Annotated in this window: 29 protein-coding genes; 15 read left to right on the plus strand and 14 right to left on the minus strand. The window is 44.8% G+C overall.

From position 1 onward, the window contains the following. Positions 1 to 29 precede the first annotated feature (29 nt). The 8 genes from DPF93_RS14475 to rbsD all read right to left on the minus strand — a co-directional run bounded on the left by DPF93_RS14475 (position 30) and on the right by rbsD (position 9,801). Positions 30 to 2,147 (minus strand): TRAP transporter permease, encoded by a 2,118-nt coding sequence (locus DPF93_RS14475; protein WP_114766838.1) that lies wholly within the window; start codon positions 2,145 to 2,147, stop codon positions 30 to 32. A 101-nt stretch (positions 2,148 to 2,248) separates the two neighbouring features. Next, on the minus strand, positions 2,249 to 3,253 hold the full coding sequence (locus DPF93_RS14480; RefSeq protein ID WP_114766839.1) for a TAXI family TRAP transporter solute-binding subunit: 1,005 nt from the start codon (positions 3,251 to 3,253) through the stop codon (positions 2,249 to 2,251). A 236-nt stretch (positions 3,254 to 3,489) separates the two neighbouring features. Continuing rightward, complete coding sequence (locus DPF93_RS14485) at positions 3,490 to 4,635, minus strand: conjugal transfer protein TraF (protein ID WP_114766840.1); 1,146 nt, start codon at positions 4,633 to 4,635, stop codon at positions 3,490 to 3,492. 205 nt (positions 4,636 to 4,840) lie between these two features. Next, positions 4,841 to 5,845, minus strand: coding sequence for a substrate-binding domain-containing protein (locus DPF93_RS14490; RefSeq protein ID WP_114766841.1), 1,005 nt, complete (start codon positions 5,843 to 5,845; stop codon positions 4,841 to 4,843). Between the two features lie 17 nt (positions 5,846 to 5,862). Further along, complete coding sequence (gene rbsK, locus DPF93_RS14495; protein ID WP_114766842.1) at positions 5,863 to 6,780, minus strand: ribokinase; 918 nt, start codon at positions 6,778 to 6,780, stop codon at positions 5,863 to 5,865. A 119-nt stretch (positions 6,781 to 6,899) separates the two neighbouring features. Beyond that, positions 6,900 to 7,907: an aldose 1-epimerase family protein gene (locus DPF93_RS14500; RefSeq protein ID WP_114766843.1), complete on the minus strand. Its 1,008-nt coding sequence runs from the start codon at positions 7,905 to 7,907 to the stop codon at positions 6,900 to 6,902. Between the two features lie 53 nt (positions 7,908 to 7,960). Next, on the minus strand, positions 7,961 to 9,283 hold the full coding sequence (fucP, locus tag DPF93_RS14505) for an L-fucose:H+ symporter permease (RefSeq protein ID WP_114766844.1): 1,323 nt from the start codon (positions 9,281 to 9,283) through the stop codon (positions 7,961 to 7,963). Positions 9,284 to 9,381: 98 nt separating this feature from the next. Further along, positions 9,382 to 9,801 carry a D-ribose pyranase gene (rbsD, locus tag DPF93_RS14510; RefSeq protein ID WP_114766845.1) on the minus strand — a complete coding sequence of 140 codons (420 nt, stop codon included), beginning with the start codon at positions 9,799 to 9,801 and terminating at the stop codon, positions 9,382 to 9,384. A 339-nt stretch (positions 9,802 to 10,140) separates the two neighbouring features. On the opposite strand from rbsD, the gene DPF93_RS14515 reads away from it, so the two are divergent. Both DPF93_RS14515 and DPF93_RS14520 read left to right on the plus strand, forming a co-directional pair. Next, positions 10,141 to 10,296, plus strand: a complete 156-nt coding sequence (locus DPF93_RS14515; RefSeq protein WP_114766846.1) for a DUF3012 domain-containing protein — start codon at positions 10,141 to 10,143, stop codon at positions 10,294 to 10,296. 204 nt (positions 10,297 to 10,500) lie between these two features. Further along, complete coding sequence (locus DPF93_RS14520; RefSeq protein WP_114766847.1) at positions 10,501 to 11,049, plus strand: MSHA operon transcriptional regulator; 549 nt, start codon at positions 10,501 to 10,503, stop codon at positions 11,047 to 11,049. Between the two features lie 41 nt (positions 11,050 to 11,090). Here DPF93_RS14520 and DPF93_RS14525 read toward each other — a convergent pair whose 3' ends face one another. Beyond that, positions 11,091 to 11,381 (minus strand): hypothetical protein, encoded by a 291-nt coding sequence (locus DPF93_RS14525; protein ID WP_425275307.1) that lies wholly within the window; start codon positions 11,379 to 11,381, stop codon positions 11,091 to 11,093. Positions 11,382 to 11,575: 194 nt separating this feature from the next. On the opposite strand from DPF93_RS14525, the gene DPF93_RS14530 reads away from it, so the two are divergent. From DPF93_RS14530 to DPF93_RS14545, 4 genes are read left to right on the plus strand one after another with little or no spacing between them, the layout of a single operon-like run. After that, positions 11,576 to 12,112 (plus strand): DUF924 family protein, encoded by a 537-nt coding sequence (locus DPF93_RS14530; RefSeq protein WP_114766849.1) that lies wholly within the window; start codon positions 11,576 to 11,578, stop codon positions 12,110 to 12,112. After that, positions 12,112 to 12,708, plus strand: a complete 597-nt coding sequence (locus DPF93_RS14535) for a LysE/ArgO family amino acid transporter (RefSeq protein WP_114766850.1) — start codon at positions 12,112 to 12,114, stop codon at positions 12,706 to 12,708. The genes DPF93_RS14530 and DPF93_RS14535 overlap by 1 nt, the downstream gene beginning before the upstream one ends. 19 nt (positions 12,709 to 12,727) lie before the next feature. After that, entirely contained in the window at positions 12,728 to 13,138 is a 411-nt protein-coding gene (locus tag DPF93_RS14540) for a VOC family protein (protein WP_114766851.1), read from the plus strand. Beyond that, positions 13,135 to 13,383 carry a Rho-binding antiterminator gene (locus tag DPF93_RS14545; RefSeq protein ID WP_114766852.1) on the plus strand — a complete coding sequence of 83 codons (249 nt, stop codon included), beginning with the start codon at positions 13,135 to 13,137 and terminating at the stop codon, positions 13,381 to 13,383. The genes DPF93_RS14540 and DPF93_RS14545 overlap by 4 nt, the downstream gene beginning before the upstream one ends. A gap of 41 nt (positions 13,384 to 13,424) precedes the next feature. On the opposite strand, the gene DPF93_RS14550 is transcribed toward DPF93_RS14545, so the two are convergent. Beyond that, positions 13,425 to 13,991: an aldolase/citrate lyase/malate synthase family protein gene (locus DPF93_RS14550; protein ID WP_114766853.1), complete on the minus strand. Its 567-nt coding sequence runs from the start codon at positions 13,989 to 13,991 to the stop codon at positions 13,425 to 13,427. A 162-nt stretch (positions 13,992 to 14,153) separates the two neighbouring features. Between DPF93_RS14550 and DPF93_RS14555 the strand changes: the two genes are divergently transcribed. After that, positions 14,154 to 15,665, plus strand: a complete 1,512-nt coding sequence (locus DPF93_RS14555; RefSeq protein ID WP_114766854.1) for a DUF3612 domain-containing protein — start codon at positions 14,154 to 14,156, stop codon at positions 15,663 to 15,665. Positions 15,666 to 15,959: 294 nt separating this feature from the next. Here the strand turns inward: DPF93_RS14555 and DPF93_RS14560 are convergent, their stop codons facing one another. Next, on the minus strand, positions 15,960 to 17,318 hold the full coding sequence (locus DPF93_RS14560) for a diguanylate cyclase (RefSeq protein WP_114766855.1): 1,359 nt from the start codon (positions 17,316 to 17,318) through the stop codon (positions 15,960 to 15,962). A gap of 205 nt (positions 17,319 to 17,523) precedes the next feature. Between DPF93_RS14560 and DPF93_RS14565 the strand changes: the two genes are divergently transcribed. Together DPF93_RS14565 and DPF93_RS14570 are read left to right on the plus strand one after the other, a co-directional pair. After that, entirely contained in the window at positions 17,524 to 18,132 is a 609-nt protein-coding gene (locus DPF93_RS14565) for an alpha-ketoglutarate-dependent dioxygenase AlkB family protein (RefSeq protein ID WP_114766856.1), read from the plus strand. 129 nt (positions 18,133 to 18,261) lie between these two features. Further along, positions 18,262 to 19,329 carry a DUF3541 domain-containing protein gene (locus DPF93_RS14570; protein ID WP_114766857.1) on the plus strand — a complete coding sequence of 356 codons (1,068 nt, stop codon included), beginning with the start codon at positions 18,262 to 18,264 and terminating at the stop codon, positions 19,327 to 19,329. A gap of 49 nt (positions 19,330 to 19,378) precedes the next feature. On the opposite strand, the gene DPF93_RS14575 is transcribed toward DPF93_RS14570, so the two are convergent. Further along, positions 19,379 to 20,302 carry a DMT family transporter gene (locus DPF93_RS14575; protein WP_114766858.1) on the minus strand — a complete coding sequence of 308 codons (924 nt, stop codon included), beginning with the start codon at positions 20,300 to 20,302 and terminating at the stop codon, positions 19,379 to 19,381. 92 nt (positions 20,303 to 20,394) lie between these two features. On the opposite strand from DPF93_RS14575, the gene DPF93_RS14580 reads away from it, so the two are divergent. Continuing rightward, positions 20,395 to 21,288: a LysR substrate-binding domain-containing protein gene (locus DPF93_RS14580; protein ID WP_114766859.1), complete on the plus strand. Its 894-nt coding sequence runs from the start codon at positions 20,395 to 20,397 to the stop codon at positions 21,286 to 21,288. 171 nt (positions 21,289 to 21,459) lie between these two features. Beyond that, the gene (locus DPF93_RS14585) at positions 21,460 to 22,674 is read left to right on the plus strand and encodes a GGDEF domain-containing protein (RefSeq protein ID WP_114766860.1); all 1,215 of its coding nucleotides are present in this window, start codon (positions 21,460 to 21,462) and stop codon (positions 22,672 to 22,674) included. On the opposite strand, the gene DPF93_RS14590 is transcribed toward DPF93_RS14585, so the two are convergent. Further along, positions 22,606 to 22,896: a hypothetical protein gene (locus DPF93_RS14590; RefSeq protein ID WP_114766861.1), complete on the minus strand. Its 291-nt coding sequence runs from the start codon at positions 22,894 to 22,896 to the stop codon at positions 22,606 to 22,608. The two genes, DPF93_RS14585 and DPF93_RS14590, sit on opposite strands and share 69 nt — an antisense overlap. A gap of 221 nt (positions 22,897 to 23,117) precedes the next feature. Beyond that, positions 23,118 to 23,396: a pyrimidine/purine nucleoside phosphorylase gene (gene ppnP, locus DPF93_RS14595; protein ID WP_114766862.1), complete on the minus strand. Its 279-nt coding sequence runs from the start codon at positions 23,394 to 23,396 to the stop codon at positions 23,118 to 23,120. Between the two features lie 166 nt (positions 23,397 to 23,562). Here ppnP and DPF93_RS14600 point away from each other — a divergent pair, with 166 nt between their 5' ends. From DPF93_RS14600 to DPF93_RS14615, 4 genes are all read left to right on the plus strand, one after another. Further along, complete coding sequence (locus DPF93_RS14600) at positions 23,563 to 24,876, plus strand: ABC1 kinase family protein (RefSeq protein ID WP_114766863.1); 1,314 nt, start codon at positions 23,563 to 23,565, stop codon at positions 24,874 to 24,876. 116 nt (positions 24,877 to 24,992) lie between these two features. Then, a complete protein-coding gene (locus DPF93_RS14605; RefSeq protein ID WP_114766864.1) occupies positions 24,993 to 25,472 on the plus strand; it encodes a DUF2850 domain-containing protein in 480 nt (159 codons plus the stop codon). A 138-nt stretch (positions 25,473 to 25,610) separates the two neighbouring features. Then, positions 25,611 to 26,705: a mechanosensitive ion channel family protein gene (locus DPF93_RS14610; RefSeq protein WP_114766865.1), complete on the plus strand. Its 1,095-nt coding sequence runs from the start codon at positions 25,611 to 25,613 to the stop codon at positions 26,703 to 26,705. An 85-nt stretch (positions 26,706 to 26,790) separates the two neighbouring features. After that, positions 26,791 to 26,990: helix-turn-helix domain-containing protein (locus DPF93_RS14615; protein WP_164675337.1), on the plus strand; the 200-nt coding region annotated here is incomplete at its 3' end.

The raw sequence follows: 26,990 nt of genomic DNA on the forward strand, positions 1-26,990 counted from the left end.
CGCCGGTTTTTTTATACCTTTAATTTGGCTTAACTCACTACTGCTGAGTGCCGATGGTAAAGCCTTGAGCTATAAACAAAACCCGCCACAAACACCATCACCGCAACCAGTTTGATTATCAAATCAATACCTGGCCAAACTAAGCATACCCCGATAGCCAGCATTACTATGCGCATTGCCCAATTGAGTGGTCCTTCTAGATAGCCTTCGATTGCCGCGATCAATGCATAGGTGCCGATAATCGCCAGCAAACCAACTTGTAATACATGTCCAATATCCCACGATACCAAGCCGTTATACGCGATAAGCATTGGTACCAAGTAAAGTCCTTTAGCGATTTTCCATGCCATTAGACCGGTGCGCATAGGTGGGGTTTTCGCTATCGTAGCGGCAGCAAAAGCGGTGAGACAAACCGGAGGTGTCACATTACTGTCTTGCGATAACCAAAAGATAATCAAATGCGCGGAAAGCAACGCAAGTGCAACGGTTTCAACGCCTAAAGCTTGCTCAAGTAACATGCTCATAAAGTCCGCTGGCACTAATGCAATAAGCTCGTTCGCTGTCACCTCTAGCATCGGCGCCTCAAGCAAAGCAAGCTTGTCTGGCGCAGCTAACATAAAGATCGCCTTCGCTTGTTCCGGCAACTCTCCTGCCATCAACATCGCCACTAATTGATGCTCTGCCAGCAGTTTGTATAGGGCAGGAGCAGAAAGTGTCCCCAGCACAATATAGGCCGCAGTTACTGGTAGCCCCATTCCCAGAACCAATGACGCCAGAGCGATCAACGCGAGCATGATCAGTAAATCGCCACCCGCCCAGCTATCAATCATCAGTGAGAAAGTGTTGCCGATCCCTGTGGTACTAATAACGTTAATGACCAAGCCTATACCAACTAACAACACCGCAGTCGTCGCCATATTGCGTGCCCCTTGAGAAAGAGCTTCGATAATCGCACTGATACCCATTTTGTGTTCTTTGGAAAACCAACTGGCGACTATCACCGAAATAATCGATAAGCCTGCTGCATAAGTCGGAGTAAACCCCTGAACCAACAAGGTCACCAATACCGCTAACGGGATAAGATTATGCCAACCTGAAATCAGCACTTTAGTTAATGAAACTTCCGAGACCGTAATTTTCTGTACGCCACTTCGTTTGGCTTCAATTCGAACAAAAAAGCCTACCGACAAAAAGTAGATTAAAGCGGGCATAAACGAGACAGCAATAATATCGACATAAGGGATCTGGGTGTAAGACGCCATAATAAACGCCCCTGCCCCCATCACAGGTGGCATTAACTGCCCACCAGTTGATGCCGCCGCTTCCACCCCTGCGGCAAACTTGGCTGGAAAGCCCGCTTTACGCATCAAAGGAATACTGATAACGCCGGTCGACACCGTATTGGCAACGCTTGAGCCAGATACCGACCCCATTAATCCGCTACCAATCACCGCGATAAAACCGGGACCTCCGATGATTTTACCTGCTGCGGCGCGCGCGACGTTGATGATGTAATCCCCAACTCCCGAGCGCACTAAAAATGCACCAAAAAGGATAAACATAAACACGAAGCTCCAGCTGATCCGCGCGATTGGACCAAACATCCCCTCAGAAGAGTAGAAGCTTCGATAGAGCAAGGTTTCTAGGCTAAGACCCGGAAAATGGAAAATCCCTGTTGCCCACTTACCCCACCAAACAACATAAGTTAAACAGATGACGATCAGTACCGGAATAAACCATCCCATGGTGCGGCGGATAAGTTCAGTAACAATCACAATCGCCATAATGGCGAACACCCAGTCACTGGTTACGAACTTAACTCCCCTTTCATAAAGCGCATCTTCAGCAAAAGGTAAGTAAACTAAGCAAGCAACCGCACCGAGCGCCAATAAGACGTCAAATGCTAACGCCGTCTTGCTATACAGCAAGCTTCGGTGGGCAGGGTAAAGCAGCGCGCACATTACGGCAAAGCCAGCGAAATGAGTTGCCGAGATCCATAGTTCTGAGATGGTAGCAAAGGTGTTAAACCAGATATGTAGCAATGATAGCGCCACGCCGAAAATAGTGATGGTGGTGGTCACCCACTTGATGTCTTTTCTTGTTGCAAGCTCAAACTGACTGAGCTCGACTTGTTGTGTGTCACTCATAACTACTCCATTAACAATGAGAGACAAAATGCCTCAACACAAAAACGTGTATGAGGCATGAGTTCTACTCACCAGCAGTGGCGAGTAGCAAAGCAAATATGCTATTGAAGGATCAAAGATTCAGGTACTTCAATGCCCATCTCTTGGTAATATTTCGCCGCGCCTGGGTGAAGAGGAACTGGCAGACCCGCAATCGCCTTCTCTATTGCCATCGCTTTTGTCGCTTTATGAATACCTTGCAAAAATGGCAGGTTTTCATAAATCGCTTTGGTCAATTGATACACGTCTTCATCTGACACATCATTGCGTACTGCTAAGAAGTTGGGCTGAGCAATGGTGTTGATCGCCTTATCGACACTCGGGTAAGTACCGGCAGGGATCTCATACTTAGTCCATAAATTGTATGAACCATTAGCTTGTTTAATCTGCTCATCAGTGAAAGAGAGAATTTGAATATCTTCACCAAGTGCTGCAAAGGCTTGGGTTACAGCGCCAACCGGAACGCCAGCTGGCGTATTCATCCCTTCAATTGTGCCGTTTTGTAATGCACTAGCACTGCCGCCATAACCCATGTGAGCAAGGTTAAAGCTATCAACATCCACGCCTAAACCTTTCATGATCTGACGACCCGAGTTTTCTGTCCCAGAGTTCTTTTTACCAATCGAGAATTTTTTATCCGCTAAATTGTTCAGATCGGAAACCGTGCCCGAGGAGGCAAGATCGCTGCGAACAATAAAATGCTCAACGTTTTGCCATAGCATTGACACAGAACGTAAGTCTTCCTGACGCTCTTTATAAGGACCTTCACCATTCCAAGCCCACGCGCCGTATAAGCCTTGTAAAATGGCAAACTGAGCTTCGTTTTCATTCAGTAGTTTGACGTTTTCACCTGAACCTGCCGAGCTAATCGCTGAAAGAGAAAACTGATACTTTGGCGTCAGCTTTACTTTGCTCAAGGTAGCCAAAGCTACGCCAACCGGGTAGTAAGTACCACCAGTTGACGCCGTGGCAAGGATATAACTACGATCTTGGGCTAATGCCTGATGACTCAAGCCAAAACACGCTGCAGCTAACGCTAAGCTCTTCCCTAATTTAGATAGCTTCATCTGTCACTCTCCATGTTGAAATTTATAATCACTTTTAGATATTCACTTTCTCAAGGTGCACGCCTATCGCAATGAAAAGCAAAAGAAAGATAAATAGTGTTTATAAAGTAGGCGATTAAAAAGCGAGAAGGAAGGATCTACATCGCACTTATCAATAACAAAATATTAACAAGAGATTTTTATAAAAAGAAAAAGAGCGCCGATTGGCGCTCTATACTGCTTGTTGCGAATTAAATTTAGAAAGTGAATGCTAAGTTAGCTGAGGCGCCAAATTGGTTTTCACCTGCATACGAACCCGCAATATCTAAACTGACAACATCGAATGGACTAATACCAATACCCGCGGTGATTGAATCATCTAAGGTATCTTCCATATCGATTTCGTAACCCGCACGCAACTGTGCCCAGCCCCAAGCATTCGCTTCAACACCAAAACGTACAAAACGGGTATCGTCATTTAGCTCTTTAAAACGTTTTTGCTTAGTTAGGTCGAAATCGATACTTGCAGCTAGGTATTCACCCGCATACCCCAAACCAAGAGTCGCTTGAGGATTTAGCTCGTATGTGTAGTTACCAATCTCAGTACCAATCTCTTGTGAGAAAAGGTTCTTAAGCGCCAAGCCCGCGCGCCAAGCATCGGCATGCCAAGCCACACCCATATCCATATTGAATGCCGTTTCGCTCACTTCACTTTTGTCGTAATTATCTAGGTCGAAATTGTCGATCTTATCGATTTGTGAGTAGGTAAGTAGCTCTTGATACTTAGGTGATAAACCAAAGGCAACTTCTTGACCAGCAAAACTAAAACTCTTGGAAAGCGAAACACCAACCTCGGTCACACCAAAGGCTGCCATCGCAAATTCAGAAGCATTATAGCGGTCTTTTACGTCATTCGGCGTATCCCCTGCATCTGCTGCAATAATGGTTTGAGCGATGATATCAGCGTACCCACCTGCAAATAGGTTTACGGATAGCGTACGAGTCGGAATCGCAATGGCAAAATTAACGCCTGCGCTGACTGCAACTGGAGCATTGCCTTCTAAGTCCGACATTAACTTGTTTAACGCGGCTGCATCAGTAGCAGTTTCGCCACCAGCCAGGAAACGGTCATAAAGATCCTGCGCATCATCAATCGTCTGAATCGATTCATCTTTGTCATGCACGTTTACGCCAATCGCTGGAATAAGGATACCGACATCATCGCTATCACGATGAAGCGCGCCTAAGGCTGGGTTGTGGAAAGGAGAAAGTAGGTAGTCGGCTGACACCACACCTGTATTACCCATCGCGTTGCTGCGAGCATCCGCGACAATAGATGCAGCCATTGATGAGCTTGAAAAAGCGCCAAGAGCGCACGCCACTGCTAATGTTGTTTTTTTCATAATCAATCCATGTTTACTTTAGTTATATCAACACATTAATAAGTACTACGAATGAGTTGCCGCAATACTAAACTTTTTAACTAACGATAAAAATGGATAGACGAGGAAGATGAAAACATTTTTTAACATTCTGTGTACTAGCTCAACTGTTTGAATATCAATCAAGCCAGTACATCAGACATTAACACTTAGAATTCGAGCCGTTTTATTTCAAACTATTCACAGTCATACGTTCAACCAGAGTCGGCTCCAACTGCACGACTTGGGCATCCCGTGTTGGGTCTTCAAGCTTGCTGAGTAAGGTTTCAACCGCAGCTTGCCCCAAGCGATATTTCGGTTGATGTATGGTGGTTAGAGGCGGAGTCATAAACTTAGCGATATGAATATCATCGTAGCCAATGATGGAAAAATCTTTTGGCACCGATAAGCCTTTTTCGTATGCTGCATTGATTACCCCCATCGCCATCATGTCATTACAAACAAAGATGGCACTCGGCAATGGACCTTTACTGTACATACGGTTGAAAGCTTGGTAGCCGCCATCACACTCAAAGTCAGACTCAACAATCCAATCCGAGTTAAACTCTAGCTCTGCCTCGCGCAATGCGCGTTTGTACCCTTCATAACGCATTTGAGCTTGGTGACGATGAAGTGGACCTGTGATACAACCAATTTCTTTATGCCCTTGGTCAATCAGGTACTTCGCTGCCATATAGCCGCCTTGTAATGAGTTATCCTGAATCTTATCACTAGCAAATAGCATCGGCCCCCAATCCATCACGACAATCGGCACATCAGGGTACTTATCGAAGATATCAATGCGCTCCCCTTCTAAAGATGAGCACATAAGGATCATGCCGTCGACGCGCTTTTGTAGCAGAGTATTGATTGAGGCTTTCATCCGCTGATTATCACCCTCAGTGTTACATAAGATAAGGTTGTAACCTTTTTGATAACAGCAGCGTTCAACGCCTTTCACCACTTCGCCATAGAAAGTGTTGTCCGATGTTGTCAGTAACATTCCGAGCGTTTTAGTGCGGTTGGTTTTCAGGCTACGTGCAAGGGCTGAAGGTGTATAGTTTAGGCTCTGAGCGGCGCGATTAACCCGCTCAGAGATCTCTTCGCTAACGTAACGAGACTGGTTGATAACATGACTGACAGTCGAGGTGGATACACCTGCCAATTTGGCAATATCTTTCATTGAGGCCACGCTATCTTGCTCCTTTACTACTGATTAGCGAGAAATTCCTCCACTTCTTTGCGTTGAGGAATTGAAGTTTGCGCGCCAAATCTGGTCACACTAATAGCAGCCGCGGCATGGGCAAACTTTACTGCCGATTCTATCGGCATTTGTTCTAGCAAACCAGTGACGAATGCCCCATTAAATGTATCACCCGCCGCTGTTGTATCAGTCGCTTGCACTCTAAAGCCAGAAATGGTTTTACCAATCCTATTTTGGCTTAGCCAAACCCCTTTAGCACCCAAAGTGATCATCACCGTCTCAATCCCTTTTTGGTGAAGAATTTCAGCCGCTTTTTGCGCCGATTGTTCATCACGAATCGCCACGCCTGTTAGCACTTCTGCTTCGGTTTCATTGGGAGTAATGATATCGACATTACTTAATAGTGCTTCTGATAGCGGACGCGCAGGCGCTGGGTTGAGAATCACTTTAGTACCCGCCGCTTTTGCCACTTGGGCTGCTTGCTCAATACCACACATTGGGGTTTCAAGCTGCATGAGTAAGTACTCTGCTTGCTCGATGCGCGCGATATCCTGCTCAATCGCTGCGGCAGTTAAATGATCATTGGCTTCAGCAGAAATACAAATGCTATTCTCACCGCTATCGGCAACTTGAATCATCGCAATGCCGGTTGGGCAATTGGGCTGCATTTTTACCGCGCTAATATCGATGTTATCCGCTTGAAAGTCTTGGCGAATATTAATGCCAAATGCATCATCGCCAACACACGCGATAAAACCAATATCCGCGTTTAGTCGCGCGGCAGCAACCGCTTGGTTAGCCCCTTTACCACCGGGAATCACTTGATAATTGCGCCCGTGCAATGTCTCACCAGGGCGCGGAAATGAAGGGACTTGAAGAACATGGTCAGCGTTAACACTACCTAATACCACTAACTTATTCATATTGATTTCCTAGAGTCTTAAAATGCGTTGCAAGCGTATTCAATGTTGATTTGCACTATTGCGCGCAACTGCGCTATGCCGTTTCAACCTGAAATTGGCTGAATTGTTATAAAAATTAATTAATGCACAATACCCGTACGAACGGTAAAACTGCGCTCTTCTTGCGGAGCAAGGTAGATAAGCGTGCCCTTCTGCTTGGCGGTCAAAAAGCCTTCTGGGCGGCAGGTTGCTGGCAGTGCGTAAGCGGCCACTTGTTGATCGCCACTGCGTAAAATCCAGCGTATCACGCTATTAAATTCTTGAGTACTAAACTCGGTAACCAGTGTTTTGTTACCAACTTGCATTTTGAACTGTGCCTTATCTACGTACTGAGCCACATTGTCCAAGCAGTAGACAATTTCTGGGTTATACATCTCTGGCTGATCGAGCGTTGATACTGGCGGCGCGCCCTTTAATGCCTCGTTAAACGCCAACCACTGCTGAGTTGGTTTCACATGTGCTGGTACACTTTCTCGTAAATTAAACGCGCTACCAGGGATGTTTTGCGTCATTACTGCACCCTCGATAAACGCCGCGTTGATATGACACATATATTGTAATGGCATCTCAACACTCGCCAAGTTTTTCACTGCCATGCGAATATCAAACAGACTGGCATCTTTACCTAATGTCACTGATGGTGTTGCCAGATAATGATCGCCAAACCCCATCACATATTCATAGCTACCTGCTAAGGTGATTTGCTCTTCACTGACTTCAAGCCAAGCAAAGTCCATCGCAGCGCATGGCATTTCACCATGCAAAACGTGATCATCTTGTGGGGTTGGACAACCCATGCGGATCATACCTGCATGGAAAGCAAAACAACCATAAGTTTCGACAATCGATTTCGCTGGCTTAGGTTCACGGAACATGTTCTTCATGCATAGGTCAGTATCAAGAAACTCAGCATCCCAAATCATCTGTCCCATAAATGGCAAGATAACCAAATGCCCTTGAGAGTTCTTGATTTCTATTGCCTCAACACCCAAGTTGTACTTAAACGCAAACACTTCAAAATGTTCTGATTGTGCCAACAACGTTTTTTGCGCCTGAAACTGCTCTTTATATAGTGGAATCTTAAACATTACCCAGTTCCTTATTTCGTGCCACACCTTGCCAGATGTGGCACTTATTAAATTTAAGCTTGTGCGGTTACGTAACTAAATGACTGTTTGTATTTCTTCTCACTCATGAAGTAACAGAACACGATGGCAAAACAGGCCGCGCTGACAATAAACGAGGTTTGCATACCCAGAGAGTCGGCAAGTAGTCCTTGCACCACAGGGATAGCAGCACCGCCAATAATTGACATCACCACGAAGCCACCAGCCGTTTCGGTGTAACGCGTATCAACAGATTGCAGTGTTGATGCGAAGATGGTTGCCCAGCAAGGTGCAAACAGCGCAGAGGTACCCACTGCTACCCAAACCGCGCTAAAGTTAGGGACGAACGTCACATACAGTAGGCAAAGGAACCCGACGCCCGCGTAGCCCATCAACACGTTTTCTTGTGATGTCTTAGTGAACAAGAAGTTAGCGAACAGCTTGCCTAAGAAGTACATGATAAATGCATACAGTAGGTAGTTTGCTGCATCATGCTCAACCATGGTTGAGTCCATTTCCAGCGCCAGACGAATGGTGAATGACCACACTGCTACTTGCATACCTACATAAGCAAATTGAGTCGCGATACCTTTAAAGAAGCGTTTATTACCTGCAAGGTAAGTTAATGTTTCTGAGAAAGATGGTTGATCATCAACTTTGTCGCTCACTGCTTTGCAATTCGGGTACTCGGTAATCGCAATCAAAGTCGCCACTGTCGCAATGATGCCCACTAACCATTTGTAAGGCTCAAGAGTTTGTTGCAGTACTTGCTCTTTAAACAGCTCAAGTTCCGGACCAGTCAGCGTCGCCATCATGTGTTCAACATCGACACCTTCTTGGAAGATAAGATGTTTACCAAGTAGCAAGCCAATGATGTAACCCATCGCATTAATGGTGTGAGACACGTTAAGACGCAGCGTCGCACGCTCAGGCTCACCAATCATCGCTGAATAGGTGTTGCATGATGTTTCAAGGAAAGATAAACCAATCGCAATACAGAAGATTGCCGCAAGGAACATGGTGTAAGTACCCGCATGAGAAGCCGGGAAGAACATCAAACAACCAAAGATATACAAAGCTAAACCTAGCAAAATTGCTAGCTTGTATGAGGTCTTTTTCACTACCATCGAGGCAGGGATTGCGACTAAAAAGTACGCGCCATAGAATGCTGATTGGACTAACGCTGATGCAAAATTCGACAAATGGAAAATAGATTTAAACTGAGTGATCAGTACATCATTGAGCGCGGCAGCTGCCGACCAAAGCGCAAAGACTGTCGACAACAATAGAAACTGGAAAATCGGTGTTTTGTTTAAGTATCCATCCACATGCTGAATGGTATTATTTTTAATAAACATGTTTGTCTTCCTTCCACATACCTCTCACCGTGAAGTCAGCAAATGGTATGAATTAAACCTGAGTTATTTTAAGGGTGTGTAATGCATTTCGTTGGAGGCTAAAACACCACTCCCGACTGAAAAATCACATTGGCATACGGAGTGCATTCACCCGTTCTGACGACTGCTCGGCTTTGCTGAGTTTGCTGTTTAAACTCTTCGTGAGAAATATATTCAGTGCTAATCGTTTTACCGCTACGCGCTTGCTCAAGCTCAAGTTCCTTAAGCAACTCTTGATGCAATTCAGGGCTGACACGTGCAAATTCTTCCGCCATCACTACACCTTCAATTTGGGTTTCAGACAGAATCACGCGCACTGTATCGATAAAACTCGGCACACCATGAGTTAGTGCAAGATCGATGCGCGTAACTTGGTCTGGGATTGGCAAACCAGCGTCACAAATCGTAATTTCATCGGTATGCCCTAGCGTAGACACCAGATAGGTAACATCAGAATTGAGTAGGGTACTTTTTTTCATTTTATCCGCCTTCTATTGCGCGTTTTCTTGTCGATACTGGCTCATCTAACGATATTTACGTTGATAAAACCGCCATCGAAACGTTTCGATGGCACTATAGATCAGATTTTGTCTCGGTCATCCGCTTAAAACTCAATGTGTGATTTTGATCTTGATTGAGGGCAAGATTATTAGCTATAGGTGATCTTGATCACCTATAGCTCGATTTTTGATGTTAATAAACTCACTTAGTGTGTTTATTAACTGTTGGGGTGTAAAATTCAAACAATCACTGGGGGAAGCTATAATTACTTTTAAAGCGCAACATCCTACCCTCACCTTCCTCACGAGGAGCTTATTTTGAAAAAACTATATATTATTCTCGGTTTAAGCCTGTTTGTGATCGCTTGTACCGAAGTCGGTAGCGAAGAGTGGTGTGAAGATATGAAACAAAAAGCGAAAGGTGATTGGACGGCGAATGAAGCCACAGATTTCGCCAAGCACTGTATTTTCTAACCCTAGTACTTGCCTTGCATGGTGCTTAAGATTATTCTCTAATTCAAACCAGTCAATGCCTAGTTAAGCCGTAGATATATCTATATACATCTTTTTGCTCGCTGGGCAGTGACGCTTGAAATAAACTCTTTATCCTAGTACTCAATACACAGATGCCCGCCCAGAGTGATCCCTCTCGCGGCTAAAGAATTAGTGTTTACCCTTATGGACCAAGATAAGTTTACCAACATCTATCGCCTACCCACTGCGCTGCAAATCCGCATTGGTCGCTGGCAGCAAACATTCAATGGCACATCTGATATTGTGTTGCACAATGCCATAGAAGTGAGAAATCAGCAGTTCAAACGCCCTGATTTTTTGCCAACCGGATGGCACATAAAGCCATTTAAACTTGATGATATTTCCATCACCTGCCATGGTAAATACATTCAAACTGCCATGCGCACCATGATCGATCGAAAAGTGTCCTACAAACGGGTTTATTTATCGCGCGTACCGTTGGAGCAAGCAGAGCCAGCGCTGCACGATTACAAGCTCGAATGGATCAAAAAGCACAACCGCGTGGCGAACAAATACAACCAGATTAAGAAAAAGCAGTTTATGCGCTTTGCTTATGAAGAAGTCGAAACGCTCTACCCGTCGATTCCTAAGGGTGAGTTCGACCGCCAATTGTGGAATAAGTTGGTCATTTCAGAACTTGGTCCTGAGAAAAAGTTCGACAACCCGTACTTTGTCAAAAAAGCTTGTTTCTAATAGCAAAAAAGGGAGTTCTTCTCCCTTTTTACTTGCTTGGTTTATGCCGCAGGTTTAAGCAGTAAGTTATTGCGCGCCAGACCACGACGCACACTTGTACACATCTTGCCAAATCGGCGTATCTCATCAAACTGTGGCACAACACCACGTGATAACGCGCTTTGCCAGTAGGTTAGCTCACCATCCACCATCTCTAGCAATTTCTTTGGACATCCAATGCAACTCCCTTTGCTGCCACAAACAAATGTTTCTGGCTCGTAGAGCGGTAATTCAGCTAATACCTGCTCGATAATGTTCTGCATCGCGGTCGCGCGATCGGGTTTCTTTGCAATAGTCATCAAAAGTCACCTCTTGGTTTTTGTGAGGCGGATTATATGTGCTAGGAACAGGATTTCAAGAACTGCGGGATTAAGCTATATTGTTGTGCCTATCACTAATCTTGAGTTATCTATCGACGGATACAGGCTGTCAGGTAATAGGACACCAAGAATCAGGGTGTTAGCACGACTCTATAGAAGGGGATATTATGCAGCAGCAAGTACTTAAATTTTGGTTTGAACAACTTGAGCCAAAAGATTGGTTTGTCTCTAACCCACAAGTTGATATTGAGATCCAAGAAAATTTTGGCGCCTTACTTAATCAAGCAACTCAATCTGAGCTGTATACGTGGCGTGATACCGCCAAAGGACGCTTAGCAGAGATCATCGTGTTAGATCAGTTTTCTCGCAACATTTACCGAGGTAGCGCACAAGCATTTAGCCAAGATCCATTGGCACTCGCACTTGCCCAAGAAGCCGTCAGACTCGGCGCAGATAAAGAACTCTCCACGATAGAAAAGTCTTTTCTCTATATGCCTTACATGCACAGTGAGTCGGCATTAATCCACGAGCAAGCCGTAGTACTTTTTGCTCAACCGGGCATGGAAAACAACTACGATTTCGAACTTAAGCATAAGGTGATTATCGATCGCTTTGGTCGTTATCCGCATCGCAACGCCATCTTAAACCGCGAGAGCAGCGTTGAAGAAGTGGAGTTTCTTTCTCAACCTAACTCGAGTTTTTAGTGAGCACTTTTCTCTCCGGTTTAGCGTTAGGGCTATCACTTATCATCGCTATCGGCGCACAGAATGCCTTCGTACTCAAACAAGGTATTCAAAAGCAACATGTGTTCTTAGTCTGTCTGCTCTGTGCGCTATCAGACGCTATCTTGATATCTGCTGGGGTAGCGGGCTTTGGTGCGTTAGTAAAACTGTACCCAAACCTAGAGACTATTGCTCGCTTCGGCGGCGCTGCATTTCTTATTTGGTATGGTTTACGCAGCCTATACTCCGCTGCCACAACCCGCCATGTCCTTACACCTCAGGGGGAAGCCCACTCTTCGGCGTGGCGAACCGCGCTATTGTGCCTAGCATTTACTTGGCTTAATCCGCATGTCTATCTCGATACTGTGGTTTTGTTGGGGTCGATCTCAACCCAATATGAGCCGTATAAATTTCAGTTTGGACTTGGCGCTGTAACTGGCTCTTTTCTATTTTTCTTTAGCTTAGGTTATGGTGCAAGACTGCTTGCCCCACTCTTTCGCCATGCTCGCGCGTGGAAAATTCTTGAAAGTGTCATCGGCGTGATCATGTTGGGATTAGCATTTAAACTGTTAACGTAAACCAAAAGTCGGAAAAGCCATGCTAGAGATTAAAGGATTAGATCATATCGTATTGCGCACTACCCAACTTGAGCCGATGTTACACTTCTATCGAGATACGCTGGGATGCCCTGTAGAGCGAACCCTGCCTGAGTTGGGGTTAACTCAGCTAAGAGCTGGCAGTGCGCTGATTGATATCGTCACGGTTGATAGCCAATTAGGTATGCTGGGGGGCAAAGCACCGCAGCAAAATGGTCGCAATGTCGATCATTTCTGTTTGCAAATCGCACCACTTGATGAAGATGAATTGCTGCAAACACTCGCTCACTATAACCCCAGCAAACAAGAGTTTGTTGAGCGATACGGCGCGCAAGGATTTGGTCGATCCATTTATCTCACCGATCCAGAAGGCAATATTGTCGAGCTTAAACCAACTAAGGAAAACCTATGATCAGTTGCAGCCAATACGACTATCTTGAAATCGCCTGCCTTTATCATTTTCCCGTCAAGTTAACCTTACTTGATGGACAAGAGCTATCAGGCATTGCTTGCGATACCGGCTATAACGCATTAAAACAAGAATGTCTTATCGTTGAAGTCGAGGGCTCGCGTGAATATGTCGTCACCGACAACCTCAAAAGTCTACAAGTAACTTTAGACAACCCTCACTTTTCATTTGTCGAATTGAAGCAATAAAAAATCCAGCCTAAGCTGGATTTCCCTCTAACAACTTTATCTTATAGCTTGTAGCAGCAGTCTAAGCGGTAATCATCGCCATTTTTCGCGGTGTACTCTTTATCTTCACTGCAAGCCATTGGTTTTCCTTTCTTGTCGCCTTTCACCAAGCTGATCCAGTGACGCATCGCTGAACTGGCTTCCATATGTGGAAAAGTCGTGCATGTTTCCATTTGGATATCGTCGATAGTGATAAATTCAACACTACCCGTACCTCTTTGACGACCAAAAGTCACTTCCATATGGCTACCTGTACCATCACGGAACAGAATTGAATGTGGGTGCTCTTTCTCCCCTGTAAAGGCAACAAAATGCTTAGGGTGTTTTAGACCACTGTGCGTACCATCTTTGAAAAACGCCATAACATGACGTAAATCGATTACGTATTCAGTCACATCACAGTGCGAGCCGTTCTCTAAAGGGAACAGTTTGTCTAGCAACTGCTTAGTCTTCATCTGCTTCTCTTGTGCTTGATCTGCTTTGATTGCTTCCACGGCAAAGACTGCATTAGCAATAAAAGAAGTCGAATTTGTTTGGATTTCATTATTTTCGAACGTTTGCATATTCATAGTCTTTCCCTCGCGTTTTACGCACAAATTTTCTTATCCTTGGCAGCTCATGTAATTTGCAATTCAATTTGATGACAAATTTGTGAACTTGCTTACTAGGAAGATTAGCGGATTTTTTACTACAATTTCACAACAAAAATTTTACACTGTGAATTTTACAAAATGCTGCTGTCAAAAAGTTTAATCCGTCAGTCCCATTTTTTAGGGACCAAGATAAGAAATCTTAGAAAACGTAATCATTTAACTATGGAAGATCTTTCCGCGCGCTGTATTCGAGTTAACCCTGAATATGCGCCATCTGTTTCTTACCTCTCAATGATAGAGCGAGGAAAACGGGTGCCGAGTATTGATATGCTCGAAGTCATCGCGGAAGTATTCCAAAAAGATCCCGCGTGGTTTTTAGATGATGAGCCCACCCATGAAGATATCACCCCCGATAAAGGCAATCGCGGTGGCATTAGTGGCATGGCGCTTGAGCCGAGCTTTCTTTTCTCCAAAGAAATCCTGCAAATAGCCATTCCAGAAATGTTGTCTCAAACTGGCATTACCGGACGTCAGTTTGCACACTTGCTGATCCGTGCCCATCAAGAAAGCCATCAGAACCATTTCCCTGATCTTGAACGAGCTGCGGAGGAAGTCGGGCTTAAACGCCTCAACCTCTCGACACAGGATTTAATGGATATTGCCCGTAGCCTAGGGCTGACGATTCGTTGGATTTCGCGCGCACCGCAAGATGTGGTTGATGAGCTGGGTGTGAGTGCAAAACAAGTAGTCACCTCATTTTTTGAGCCACCAGGCAGTATTTATCTTAACGAGATTTTGCGTGACTACCCTACCCGCTTGAAATATGACTTAGCGGTTTACATCGGGCATTGTGTGTTGCACAGCAAAGAAGGACTGAAAAGTGTCCTTTCGGTTGGTCATGCCAATAGCTGGGAAGAGCAACCAGAGCTCAATAGCAATACAGAATTAAACTCGCAGCACATTTTGCAAGCGTGGCGTGATTTTGAATCCAGCTTTTTCGCAGGTGCGCTACTTTGCCCGAAAGTCCCATTTAGACAATTGCTTGATCGCAATGGCTACGAAATCGACGTACACAAGAAAGCGGGGGTATCGCCTTCTGTCGCTATGCGACGCATGACGGTGGTCTCTCCCTACCCACATTGGCACTACTTCGACGCCTATGGACAAAACAAACTTAAAGCAGTTTATCGAGGAAATGGCATTCCATTACCTTGGGGCAATATGCGTAAAGTTAATGATCCTTGTCAGCATTGGGCGGTATTTCGTCGCTTGTCTGAACCGCAAAATGGTAGCTCCGCGCAAATCTCAATTCTCCATGTTGGCGATGAGCCGCGTATATACTGCTGCGAGTCGATGAACATGACTGATCCTGCTGGCAACAACCGTGTATTGTGTGCTGGCATCGATTTAAACCCGGCCATTGATGCTCAAGGAGGCCATGCGCTTTCAATAGCAGAAGAGCTCAAATCACTCTGCGTTAAGAATGGCGGCAGTGCTGCAATCCCTCAACACATTAAGCGCGAGTTCACGACCATCGCGAAAATACTCAACATCAATTGGGTAGAAAGAGGGCTGCATTCTGATGCCCGGGTGATTTGTTCTCGTGGAGCTGTGTGTCCAAGGCAACCTAGTTGTTACACCAAAGACTAACAAGGCGTTTTTGCCAAGGCAGAAAGAAAAAAAGCCAATCACAAATACATGATTGGCTATATATGAATGTGAACAAATTAGTAGGTTCACTAACAACGTCAGTTGGCTAGGTGACCCTCGGCTTAATAAGGGTCACTGTATAAATAGCACGATGCGTGCCAACTTTTGAAAATCAAAAAAACAATGATTTTGTCTAAATTTACAGCGATTGCAGCAAAACAATACGCATAAGCTGTTTGCATTTTGCAAAAATCAAACCATATTGCGAAAATTTGCATTTGCAAAACGCAAATATTAGCTTTTTTCACGCAATTTATCTTGATACATGGTCGAGTCGGCCGACTTCAAAATGTCTTCGACCGATTCCATACCACTTTGATACATCGCATAGCCAATACTGGCTTGCAGTTTGATCTGATAATGGTCGTAAGCAATCGGGTCTTTACACACATGGTTAAAAACGCTGCTTACAATCGAGGCAGCGTTGTTCTCGTCCATAACACGGGGCAGTAACACTAAGAACTCATCCCCACCGACTCGCGCGACAATATCTGAACCCCGCAATGCACGCTGGATTCTTGTGCCTACCACTTGCAGAACTTTATCTCCCGCATCATGACCATAGAAATCATTAATATCTTTGAATTTATCTAGGTCGATATTGAGTAAAGCAAAACGTTCTTTCGATTCAGAGCGCTGCGCCATCGCAAATTGTCGCTTGAGAGTAAACATAAAATAGCGACGGTTTGGTAAGCCCGTAAGCTCATCATGTAACGAGCGCTGGTTCGCTTGGTGATAAAGGCGATAGACGGTAAAGTAGGCCGCGCACAATAGCAACAACGAGCTGTAACCAATCAATCTGGCGCTGTGTAGCTGAAACCAGTTAGTCTGTTCAAGTAAGTCTTGTTCTGTTGACGCACTAATTGTCCAGTTGCCATAAGGAAAATGGACTGACTCTGTGGTAATGGCGTTTTTGAGGGCTCGATGTTCACCATAAATTAGCTCATCCGGATTCTGTTGGCTGTCTTTAGCCGTGATCGCAACATGATACAAGTCCGCAAACTGATGAACGCCCGCATCTTTGAGTAGGCTGTCTAAACTGATCACCACACTCGCCGAGCCCCAATAGCGCTGGTTGAAAGGAGGATCCATAAATATTGGCACCCGTGCCACCAGCCCATCTTCGCCGTTAGGCATAACAATCGAATCGGAAATACGCGTTTCACCGGCTAGTTTTGCCTGTTGAACCGAACTCCACACCTCTGACTTGTCGCGAAAATTCTTACCAATAAACTCTTGGTATTCCTCAGGATAAACGTACTCAATCACATCATCGGGAGCGAGAAAAATGGAGTTGATATGAGAGCTACGCGTCAATATACCGCTGGCGACTGAATGCCAGTAGGAATTGGAAAAGCTGCCGTTGGTTGCAACCACGACTGGCAGGCTGTTGACTAAGTAAATATCTGAAACAATTAGAGACTCTAGCCGCGAACGAATCACTGATAGCTCTTCGCGCACACTCTCTTGTTCCTTTTGTTTAACATATTGGTGTTGCAGACTGTTGATATATTCTATGCACACGACCGCAATAACGACGAGGATAGCAAAACACCACGTAAGCGAACGGTGCCAGCTACGTCCAAACCTCATAAATTCTCCCATGAATGAGCTTAAAATTTGTGCTTGCGAGTATGATGATCTGACGCCATCGTGTTACCCGATACGTACAAGCAACAATTAGTACTTAAAGCTTAGTTATATATTTATCATTTTTTACAAAATATAATAAAACGCGCGTAAATTCATCAATCTTAAGGCTATTAGTTTTAAATTTATCACTAAAGAGTAGCGGGCTATGACTAATCAACCAGACTGGCACAAGATAGATAACGGTCAATTGCTGCTTATTGACGAATTTCTCGCACAAAAACCTGCGGATGATCTTTATGAGCACCTTCTGCAGCATGCCCCTTGGCGACAAGAATCGATCATGATGTTTGGTCGCTCTGTGTTGCAGCCTCGTTTGCAATGCTGGTATGGCGATTTAAGCTACCAATACTCTGGTCTATTGCTTGCCCCTTCTCCGATGCCAGAAGCGATCAAACAGTTAAAACAGCAATGCGAGCAGATATGCCAAACGCCGTTTAACAGCGTGCTGCTCAATCTCTATCGTGATGGACAGGATTCAATGGGTTGGCATCAAGACAATGAAAAAGAACTCGGACCTTCTCCGACTATCGCCTCAGTGAGTTTAGGCGCTAAACGTAAGTTCTCGCTCAAGCATAAAAAGAGTGGTGATAAAATAGACCAACAACTTTGCCACGGTAGTTTGCTGGTCATGGCGGGTGATATTCAACATCACTGGCGACATGCTTTACCCAAAAGCAGAAGGATTTCACAACCAAGAATTAATCTGACTTTCCGCTATATTTTACCTAACGAACTTTTATCAAAAGACACGTGATAACAAGCAGCATGGCGGACCTCAGCGGAAAACAAAAATATTGATGTCAATCTGACACATTACTCACATTGATATGCGTTATGTTTGTTAATCTAGTGGCTTCATTCCTAAATTGACTAGGATTTTTTAATGCGTCGCACTCTTTTTTCTCTTTTACTCGGACTGGCACTGTCACAATCTGCACTTGCCAATACCGATGCTATTTATCAAGATTCCGCTCAACGAATTAAACAGACTTACGAACAGCAGTTGTATACCTTGCCCGCTTTCAAAGAGGGCCACTATGGTCTGCGCATGTATCGCCAAACGATGGATGACAAATACGCTGCGGCGATTTGGAGTGATCTCGCTCGTGTAGCCAGTCGACTTAACTATTTCGCGGCAGAAGTGAACACCCCTGAAAGCATCTATATCTACTCTGAAGAGCGACTATCTGGCTACATTGGCGATGACGATGAACGCAGCATGCGTCGTTTCACGGCGACCAAGCATATGCCAGAGTACTTATACCTTGGTGTCGACCTCTTAGGTTCCATGGCGCGAGCTAACGAATACGGCTTAAAACACAAACAAGATGAAAAGTTACGCCAAGTGATCCGCCGCTACGACTTTGCTCGCTACGCTACCGACCCTGAAATGATCAAAGCTTGGGCTGCACAAATAGCCAACCAAGTGTATTGGTTGCGTCAGTTAGGCGAACAAGATGTAGTCGATGCATTTATCACCAGCTTTCAGCAAGCCTACCCAAATGCAAATGATAAAAAGCTTTCTCCTCAGCAATACGGCAACAAGCTGTATGGTATGACTCACATCATCTTTGCTGACTCGCAGTATTACCAAAAACAAGTCAGTGAAAAGCAGCACCAATGGATTTACGATTACTTCCGCACCCATATTGATGAAATCTTATTAAGAGCCAAAGAAGATGTCATAGCCGAAGTGGGCATTTCCTTCCTGTTAGCGGGGCTAGAAGATGATCCTGTGGTGGCGAAGACTCGCCAAGCGATCAACAAGGCTATCGACCCACAAAAAGGCATGGTGCCATCGGTGACTGGTGACTTTGATTTCTCTCAAGGGGAACATCGCAATGTCTTGGCTATCATGCTGCTTGATTGGCAGCAAGTAAACCAAGCGCCGACAATCCAAAAACAACCAGAGATCTTTTCTCGCTTGCCTTACGGATTAGAAGCCAAATAATTGCCAATGCCCTTAGATGACAAAGCCCTCAAAAACGAGGGCTTTGTTGTTAATGACCGTGTGAGGTGACACTCACCTGTCTTTGCGCCAACCACTTAGGCAGCAAAACATTCGCAACACTTGCTAGAATGATTAAGCTTAAACCCGCCAATTGATAACGACTGAATGCCACATCAAAAAACATCAATTGCCAAAAAGCCGTGAACAGCAAATTGGTAAAGATTAGCGGCGCCAGTTGCGAACCGGACTGCGCCAAACGATATGCCTTAGCACGAAAAACCTGAGTATTAATAATAAGCAGCGCTAAGACCAATAATACCCCCACCACTAACAGCGACTCAGCTTGCTGCGGATGCCACATTGTCTTCCCACCAGCCATGGCAAAGGCAACCAGCGGAATAATAAATAGCGCGGCGAATAGAAATGTCCAAAAGTTAATCTCGTATGGGTTGAGCGCACTCTTACTTGCTCGGTACAAACCAAGCTGCGAGCCAGCATTAAATACACCAGCGGCAAGACCAATCAAAAGCTCCGGGCGCAGTTCAACACCACTAACATCGCCGGCAAGTAGCACGACACCGATAAATGTCACTAACAGTGACACTAACGTAATAGCTGAGATTTGCGTTCTATAAATTAGCTTTTCTAACAAAGGAAGAAACAAAGGACCCGTGCCAAAGAGCACCACACTTTCCACCAAGCTTAAGTGGCTTAGCGAGTAGATAAAGCACACCTGACATGCACCAATACAAAAAGCTCTCGCGAGAATTGGTTTAAATAAGTCCCGCTCAGGAATGCGGATATTTCTACCGATGAAGAACAGCAGTAAAATCACGCTTGGAACAAAAAAACGCATGAAGCTTAGAAAGTTAGCATCAAGCTGAACAGTTAAGTATTTCGAGAATAGCCCAGTCAACGACAAGCTAAATGTCGAAGAGAGCATAAACAACACTGGGTACCACTGGCGTAACATAATCACCTCCCTTAAGTTGCGCATATTTTATCCTGCGTATACCCTGTTGAATAACGATTTAAATTAACAGTTATTGTTAGATAAACTTACAGATTATGAAGCTACCGCCCTTAAAGTGTCTTTACTCTTTTGTTGCTGTTGCCGAAACGGGCAGCATGACTGAGGCTGCAAGGCAACTCAACGTTAGCCACTCTGCGGTCAGTCAGTCAATCAAGACGCTAGAATCTCAACTTGGTAAAGAACTATTCAAGCGTGTTGGGCGTAATGTGGTGCTTAATGCAGTCGGTAAGAAGTACTATCGACAAGTTGCCCCTGCACTCGAAACCATTGTCAATGCAACTCAATCTTTGTTATCTACTCCCCCTTCTCAGCGCATTACCATCAACATGGTTAACTCTCTCGCCATGCATTGGTGGATACCTAACATGCAAAGCTTTAGCACGTACGCACCGAAACTAGACGTGCGTATTTCCACTTTAATTGGCAATTTTGCCTTAGAAGAAGAAGGAGTAGATGTCGCGCTGATCCACGGTAAAACTGACGATTGGGGCGATTATTACTTTGAGGAGCTAGCTAGCGATCAGCTGGTGATGGTATGTCATCCTGATCTGCTAAAAGAAACAACGTCGGCAGAGGCATTACTACAGCACTACCCCGCGATTGTAGCTGCCAATGATAGACGTAAGCACGATTGGCAAGTGTGGTGTGAAGGCAATGGCTTACCAATACCCAAATCTACGCAAAACCTTAGCTTTGTTGCATCCGTGCAAGCCGTTCAAGCTTGCTCACGCAAACTCGGTGTATTTGTTACTCATCGATTGTTTATTAAAGATGATGTCGAACAAGGTCTGCTGCAAGAAGTGGGCGAGCCAATCCTCAACCCGCATCAAGATTTCTATTTTGCTTGTCGGCGCGAAAACCTTAAAAACGAAAACGTCTTATTAGTCAGAAACTGGTTAAAATCCGAATTTCTATCACTAAATTGAGTAACTTAGCGTGAATAAAATGGATTCAACCTGTCATTTTCGTGTACGGAGAGCGTAACATTCACGCATTTAATTGAACTTCATCACATTATTTTATTGAGCATCCCCTCCATAGGACAAATTCTTCTCCTAGACTTAGGTCTGCAATATGAACTTAAGGGCACATATGGAATGGGTAATTTCGTCGGCAGTCATCTCGAAGAAATGGCAGATATTCGCGCAACGCGAAAGTGTAAACTCGTACGCCTATGCTCGATTCTCTCATTGGTTGTTCTGCTCGGCTATGCACTCGCTCATTTCTATAACCAAGAATACACTTTCACCACCATCAACTTAATTTGTAGTGCGATAGTGATCTTCAACCTATGGCGTTTAAAAGCCAAAGATGGACTGCATTACACCGATATTTTACTTACTGGCGTCCTGATGTTTCAAGGCGTACTTCTACTGCTTTATAGCCCGCAATTTCCAGAACGCCTCATCTGGCTATTTCCTTTAATGGTCGCGGTGATCATCATTAACGAATTCAAAATCGGCTTAGTGTGTAGCGCTTTATTCTGTTTGCTTGCCTTAGCTGCCAATATGTTCAGCCAAGGACAGCAAGTTTCTCACAGCATGCACGGTAGCTTTTTACTTGGATTAGTTGTCAGTTGCGTGATTTGTAACACTGCCTCGTTTTATTACGCTAAATTGCTTGGCTATATACAGTCCCTCTACCGAGAAGGGATTGAAGATCTTGCCTACCTCGATCAGTTAACCGGATTGGCAAATCGCTGGAGCTTCGAAAACTGGGCCAGACAAAAACTGGCAGAAGTTCAAAACCTATCCACCACTACAGCACTTGTATTCCTTGATATCGATGATTTTAAAGAGATCAACGATACCTACGGTCATGAGGTTGGCGATCGCGTATTACAAAACTTTTCTCGCCGACTTAAAAATAATATTCGTACTCGCGATCGTAAAAGTAATCACCATGATTACTCCATTGCCCGCTTTGCTGGTGACGAATTTGTGATTCTTCTCTATGACGTGCGCAGTAAAAAAGACCTTGATGGGATCTTAAAGCGTATCTGCTCACTGTTTCATGATAGCTATGCCGGTTCAAATCGAGTCAGCAGCTTAACGATTAGTGTGGGGGTAGCACTCTATCCGCAAGATGCCGATAACCTAAACGAACTCACACGCTGTGCTGACAAAGCGATGTACGCGGCAAAGCATTCTGGCAAGAATCAATTTAAATATTACAGTGGAGAGATTTTGAACACGCTTGAAGAGATACCAAGCGAAGACAACGTATGCAGTATCGTTCAACACTCAAGCGGTCATGTACATAATCCAAAGAGCGGCAATAAGAGCAACAAAGAGCCACACAGCGTATCTTAGAGACTTTGCTTCTTTGGCATTTTTTGGGGTGACGACTGGCTTTAACGCCCGTTTCTTAGCAGTTTTAACCACACCGAACAGCTTCTCTTCACGCTCTCGCTGTTCACGATTTCGTTGTGCTTGGTTAGCAACGTGACCAAATCGTCGCAATTGATCCGAGGTGAAATCTTGGTTGGGATCATAACGATTATTCGAGTCAGTTTGTCTTGGTCCTACTGCCATATCAACCTCCTCTCAAAGTTAGTGCTAACAACTTGAGTATAGTCAAAAGGTTGAGATTATTTAGACGAATATTACGAAAGGTTAACTCGAAATTTTAGAGCCATGGACACTCTTTATAACCACAAAGGGACCGAATCCACTGCCGTCCTGCATTGTCACCACAGGAGTATGATGTGATAACGAACCTTGGTTATTGCCGCGCACAATGCGCGGCTTTTCTTTTACAGGTACTCGCAAAGGTACGCAGTTGCCACTTCTACTTTTAGTTGGAAAGAAGAGTCACCAGCAACATTAAACGACTCACCATCACGGAAAGTGATCCAATCTGCTTCACCATCGCGCTTAATTGTTAATGCACCTTTGATTACAGACATCTTTTCTGGAGCTGCAGTACCGAAAGTGTATTCACCTGGAGACATTACACCAACACTCGATTCATCGCTGTGCTGAGTAAAAGCTAGGGACTGAACATTTCCTTCAAAATAGACGTTGTGCTTCATTTTTCTTCCTTGGTTTACTGAACAATACTTCTCGACTAAACGTAGAACAGTCGAGCCACTAATCTTGTATATCAAAACTTGCGTAACAACAAGCATTAACTTAGGGTTTGTTAATCATTTGTTTACTAACACTGTTTTGTTTTCTTCAACCAAGCGCTGAATAATTATGTCCGACCAAGAATCAAGAATTCCGACCCACAGATTGTCTCGCATTGGGCAATTTGCCTCACTGGCAACACGTATTGGCGGCAACGTCGTCGCACAAGGCACTAAGCAATGGCTTCAAGGTCAGCGTCCGAGTACAAAGGATTTGCTCTTAACCCCGGCGAACATTCAACGAGTTGCCGATCAGCTAGCTCACCTTCGTGGGGCCGCGATGAAAGTGGGACAAATGCTGTCGATGGATAGCGGTGATATTCTCTCTCCTGAGCTTGCTGAGATCCTCTCTCGCCTTCGCTCTGATGCCAACCCAATGCTTTCAAAGCAGTTGAACCAAGTTTTAGTTGAAGGTCTAGGTGAGGAATGGAAACAGCACTTTTTGTCATTCAATTTTAAGCCCGTCGCGAGCGCATCGATTGGGCAAGTGCATCAAGCCTATACCGACGACGGTGATAAAGTCGCAGTCAAAGTGCAGTACCCCGGCATTAAAAACAGCATCGACAGTGATGTGGACAACGTCGCGACCTTGCTCAATATCGTCGGTATTATCCCCAAGGACATCGACTTTAGAGCCCTGTTGGAAGAAGCCAAAAAACAGCTGCACGCCGAAGCGAACTATCGATTGGAATGCCGCTATCTAGAGCGTTATAAGGCGCATTTAGCCAACAACTCAGATTTTATCGTACCGCAAGCCTATCCCGCCCTGAGTAGTGAAACCGTCTTGACCATGGAGTTCGTCGATGGCGTCAAGATTGAAAGCCTCACCCAAGCTCCGCAACATGTTCGAGATCGCGTGATGCACACACTACTTGCTTTACTGTTTGCGGAGTTATTTGAATTTAAGCTAGTGCAAACCGATCCCAACTTTGCTAACTACCTCTACAATCACGAACAGAACAAAGTAGTCCTGCTCGACTTTGGCGCGACTAGGGAATACAGCGATACAATAAGTCAGGGCTACAAGAAGGTCTTCAAGGCAGCTAAGACCAATGACTTAACTTTACTAGAAGAAGCATTAACGCAGATCGGTTTTTTTAGTCAGACCATTGTTGAAAGCCAAAAACAAGCCATTTTAGATCTTGTTTCATTAGCGTGTGAGCCTATGCGTCATCAAGGTACGTACGATTTTGGTCAATCCGATTTAGCCATGAAGATCCGCCAGCAAGGAGCGGCGCTCAGCCTTCAAGAGAATTATTGGCACACCCCACCTATTGATGCGATTTTTCTTCATCGAAAGATTGGTGGTTTGTACTTGCTCGCAGCAAGGTTAAAAGCCAAGATCGATATCCAAAGTTTGGTCGAGCCATATCTAAATAACTAAAATCGCTTTGCGCTAAAGATCAAACTTCCTCATATTAAAATTGCGTTCTAAGTGCGAATTTTACAAGCTGGAAACATTAAACAAGCGTTTCGTTTGCAGTGCGAGGTAGCTAAGCGATGTCGGTGTCATTTAAGCATTCCATATACAGTAAAAATGGTGGCAGCTTAGCGGCACTGCGTATGATGTTTTTTGCGATTGCGATTGCCGCATTTGGTGCTATCGCCGTACTCGCCTACTTTAGTTATCAAGAGTCACTCGATCCAAAACATGTTTACGGTCGCTGGCTGGAAATGGGCACACCTGGCTATGATCGCGCCTCAATCCAATTCAATGACAGTGGCGTATTTCGCAACAATCGTATGGTTGCAACCAAATTCGAGTTTGACGGTTCATTGATCCACGTAAAAACCGGGTCAGGCTTGCATATCTACCAACTATCCTATTCAAAAGATGCGCCTTTGCTGCGCCGCATCCAACCTAACAGCCCGACACAACGTTTTGTCAAACAGGGTTATGAACATATGGTAGATATGGAAGGTGGCGGCATCGCCAAAAAACGTCGTGCGGCGTTGGCTCAGCATTTCAATGATAAGTAGCCTCAATAAACAGTGCGAACTGTTTCGTGGCTCAACATATACGTATATAAGCTAACCATCTGTTTGCGATGGCATTTAAGAATAGCGTCGCTATGTATATACTCCACTGCAGTCACTTACATTACTCGAATGATATAAATGAATGAATTGAAATCTCTGCTACCAAATACGTGGTCTGCGTTCTATCAGCAGCTTGATTCAAATGTCTTGCTTCTCACTGTTACAAGCTTAGTCGTATGGCTAATTTGGCGTATCGTCTATAACCGCTTAGAAGCATTGACAGGGCGGACAAACATTCATTGGGATGATCTCGCCTTACAAGCGCTTAAAACGCCAGTAAGCACATTAATCTGGTGTTGGCCTGCCACGATTTCGCTTGGCTTTGTATTGCAGCAACAGATGGACGCAAAGCTTGATTGGCTAAGTACACTTAAACTGATCTTGGTTATCTCGATCTTTATTTGGGTGATCATGCGCCTCATCAACAATGTCGAAGAGTACGTACTCGCGCAAAAGAAACGGGACGAAACGACCGTGCAAGCGATAGCAAAAGTCGCTCGCCTGTTCTTTTTAACCATTGGTGCACTCTCCATCATGCAGGCGTTTGGACTGAGCCTATCGGGTCTACTCACTTTCGGTGGTGTCGGTGGTTTGATCGTCGGTTTAGCGGCAAAAGATCTCCTGTCAAATTTCTTCGGCGGAATGATGATTTACTTTGATCGCCCGTTCAAAGTAGGTGACTGGGTGCGCTCGCCAGATCGTCAAATTGAAGGAACAGTAGAGCGCATTGGCTGGCGCATGACGGTGATCCGTACCTTTGATAAACGTCCTCTTTACGTACCTAACTCTGTATTCAGTAACATTGTGGTCGAGAACCCATCGCGCATGCTCAACCGCCGCATCAACGAAACAGTCGGGCTTCGCTATGACGATGGCAGTAAAGTTGAAAAAATCACTCAAGAGATCAAATCGATGCTGGAAAACCATCCGGATATCGATGCCAATCAGACCTTGATTGTGAACCTGAATGGGTTTGGTGCCTCTTCGCTTAATATCATGGTTTATACCTTTACCAAGACCATCAACTGGATTCGTTATCAGGAAGTGAAGCAAGACGTACTATTGCAAATTATTAAGATCGTCGCAGATAACGGGGCGGATATTGCGTTCCCAACCCAGACGCTCAAGATAGACCCAATCTCTGCTGGCGAAGTCCCCGACTCAATCGCCTAAGACGAAAAAGCCTTCCACTTGGAAGGCTTTTTCTTTTGGCTTGATTGTCCCGTCCTGAAATGTGTTTACACATTGAGGACGAATTATGACCACTTCAAATAAACTCTACATTAAGCGCACTCAGCGTGATTACACACTAGGCTTTAAATTGCAGGTCGTTGATGCCGTAGAAAAAGGAGAAATGACCTACAAGCAAGCACAAGCCATTTATGGTATCCAAGGTCGCTCAACTGTTTTAACTTGGCTGAGAAAGCACGGAAAAATGGATTGGACGCAAAACCCAAG

The sequence above is a fragment of the Vibrio rhodolitus genome (genome assembly GCF_003350325.1).
Taxonomy (GTDB): domain Bacteria; phylum Pseudomonadota; class Gammaproteobacteria; order Enterobacterales; family Vibrionaceae; genus Vibrio; species Vibrio rhodolitus.

Coding starts and splice junctions, on each gene's coding strand:
- rbsK (WP_114766842.1), bottom strand. CDS start 6,780: ATGAATAAGTTAGTGGTATTAGGTAGTGTTAACGCTGACCATGTTCTT.
- DPF93_RS14530 (WP_114766849.1), top strand. CDS start 11,576: ATGCAGCAGCAAGTACTTAAATTTTGGTTTGAACAACTTGAGCCAAAA.
- DPF93_RS14485 (WP_114766840.1), bottom strand. CDS start 4,635: ATGAAAAAAACAACATTAGCAGTGGCGTGCGCTCTTGGCGCTTTTTCA.
- DPF93_RS14590 (WP_114766861.1), bottom strand. CDS start 22,896: ATGGCAGTAGGACCAAGACAAACTGACTCGAATAATCGTTATGATCCC.
- DPF93_RS14500 (WP_114766843.1), bottom strand. CDS start 7,907: ATGTTTAAGATTCCACTATATAAAGAGCAGTTTCAGGCGCAAAAAACG.
- DPF93_RS14480 (WP_114766839.1), bottom strand. CDS start 3,253: ATGAAGCTATCTAAATTAGGGAAGAGCTTAGCGTTAGCTGCAGCGTGT.
- DPF93_RS14565 (WP_114766856.1), top strand. CDS start 17,524: ATGACTAATCAACCAGACTGGCACAAGATAGATAACGGTCAATTGCTG.
- DPF93_RS14605 (WP_114766864.1), top strand. CDS start 24,993: ATGTCGGTGTCATTTAAGCATTCCATATACAGTAAAAATGGTGGCAGC.
- DPF93_RS14585 (WP_114766860.1), top strand. CDS start 21,460: ATGGGTAATTTCGTCGGCAGTCATCTCGAAGAAATGGCAGATATTCGC.
- fucP (WP_114766844.1), bottom strand. CDS start 9,283: ATGTTTATTAAAAATAATACCATTCAGCATGTGGATGGATACTTAAAC.
- DPF93_RS14540 (WP_114766851.1), top strand. CDS start 12,728: ATGCTAGAGATTAAAGGATTAGATCATATCGTATTGCGCACTACCCAA.
- DPF93_RS14610 (WP_114766865.1), top strand. CDS start 25,611: ATGAATGAATTGAAATCTCTGCTACCAAATACGTGGTCTGCGTTCTAT.
- DPF93_RS14555 (WP_114766854.1), top strand. CDS start 14,154: ATGCTGCTGTCAAAAAGTTTAATCCGTCAGTCCCATTTTTTAGGGACC.
- DPF93_RS14475 (WP_114766838.1), bottom strand. CDS start 2,147: ATGAGTGACACACAACAAGTCGAGCTCAGTCAGTTTGAGCTTGCAACA.
- ppnP (WP_114766862.1), bottom strand. CDS start 23,396: ATGAAGCACAACGTCTATTTTGAAGGAAATGTTCAGTCCCTAGCTTTT.
- DPF93_RS14550 (WP_114766853.1), bottom strand. CDS start 13,991: ATGAATATGCAAACGTTCGAAAATAATGAAATCCAAACAAATTCGACT.
- DPF93_RS14570 (WP_114766857.1), top strand. CDS start 18,262: ATGCGTCGCACTCTTTTTTCTCTTTTACTCGGACTGGCACTGTCACAA.
- DPF93_RS14545 (WP_114766852.1), top strand. CDS start 13,135: ATGATCAGTTGCAGCCAATACGACTATCTTGAAATCGCCTGCCTTTAT.
- DPF93_RS14520 (WP_114766847.1), top strand. CDS start 10,501: ATGGACCAAGATAAGTTTACCAACATCTATCGCCTACCCACTGCGCTG.
- DPF93_RS14560 (WP_114766855.1), bottom strand. CDS start 17,318: ATGAGGTTTGGACGTAGCTGGCACCGTTCGCTTACGTGGTGTTTTGCT.
- DPF93_RS14575 (WP_114766858.1), bottom strand. CDS start 20,302: ATGTTACGCCAGTGGTACCCAGTGTTGTTTATGCTCTCTTCGACATTT.
- DPF93_RS14600 (WP_114766863.1), top strand. CDS start 23,563: ATGTCCGACCAAGAATCAAGAATTCCGACCCACAGATTGTCTCGCATT.
- rbsD (WP_114766845.1), bottom strand. CDS start 9,801: ATGAAAAAAAGTACCCTACTCAATTCTGATGTTACCTATCTGGTGTCT.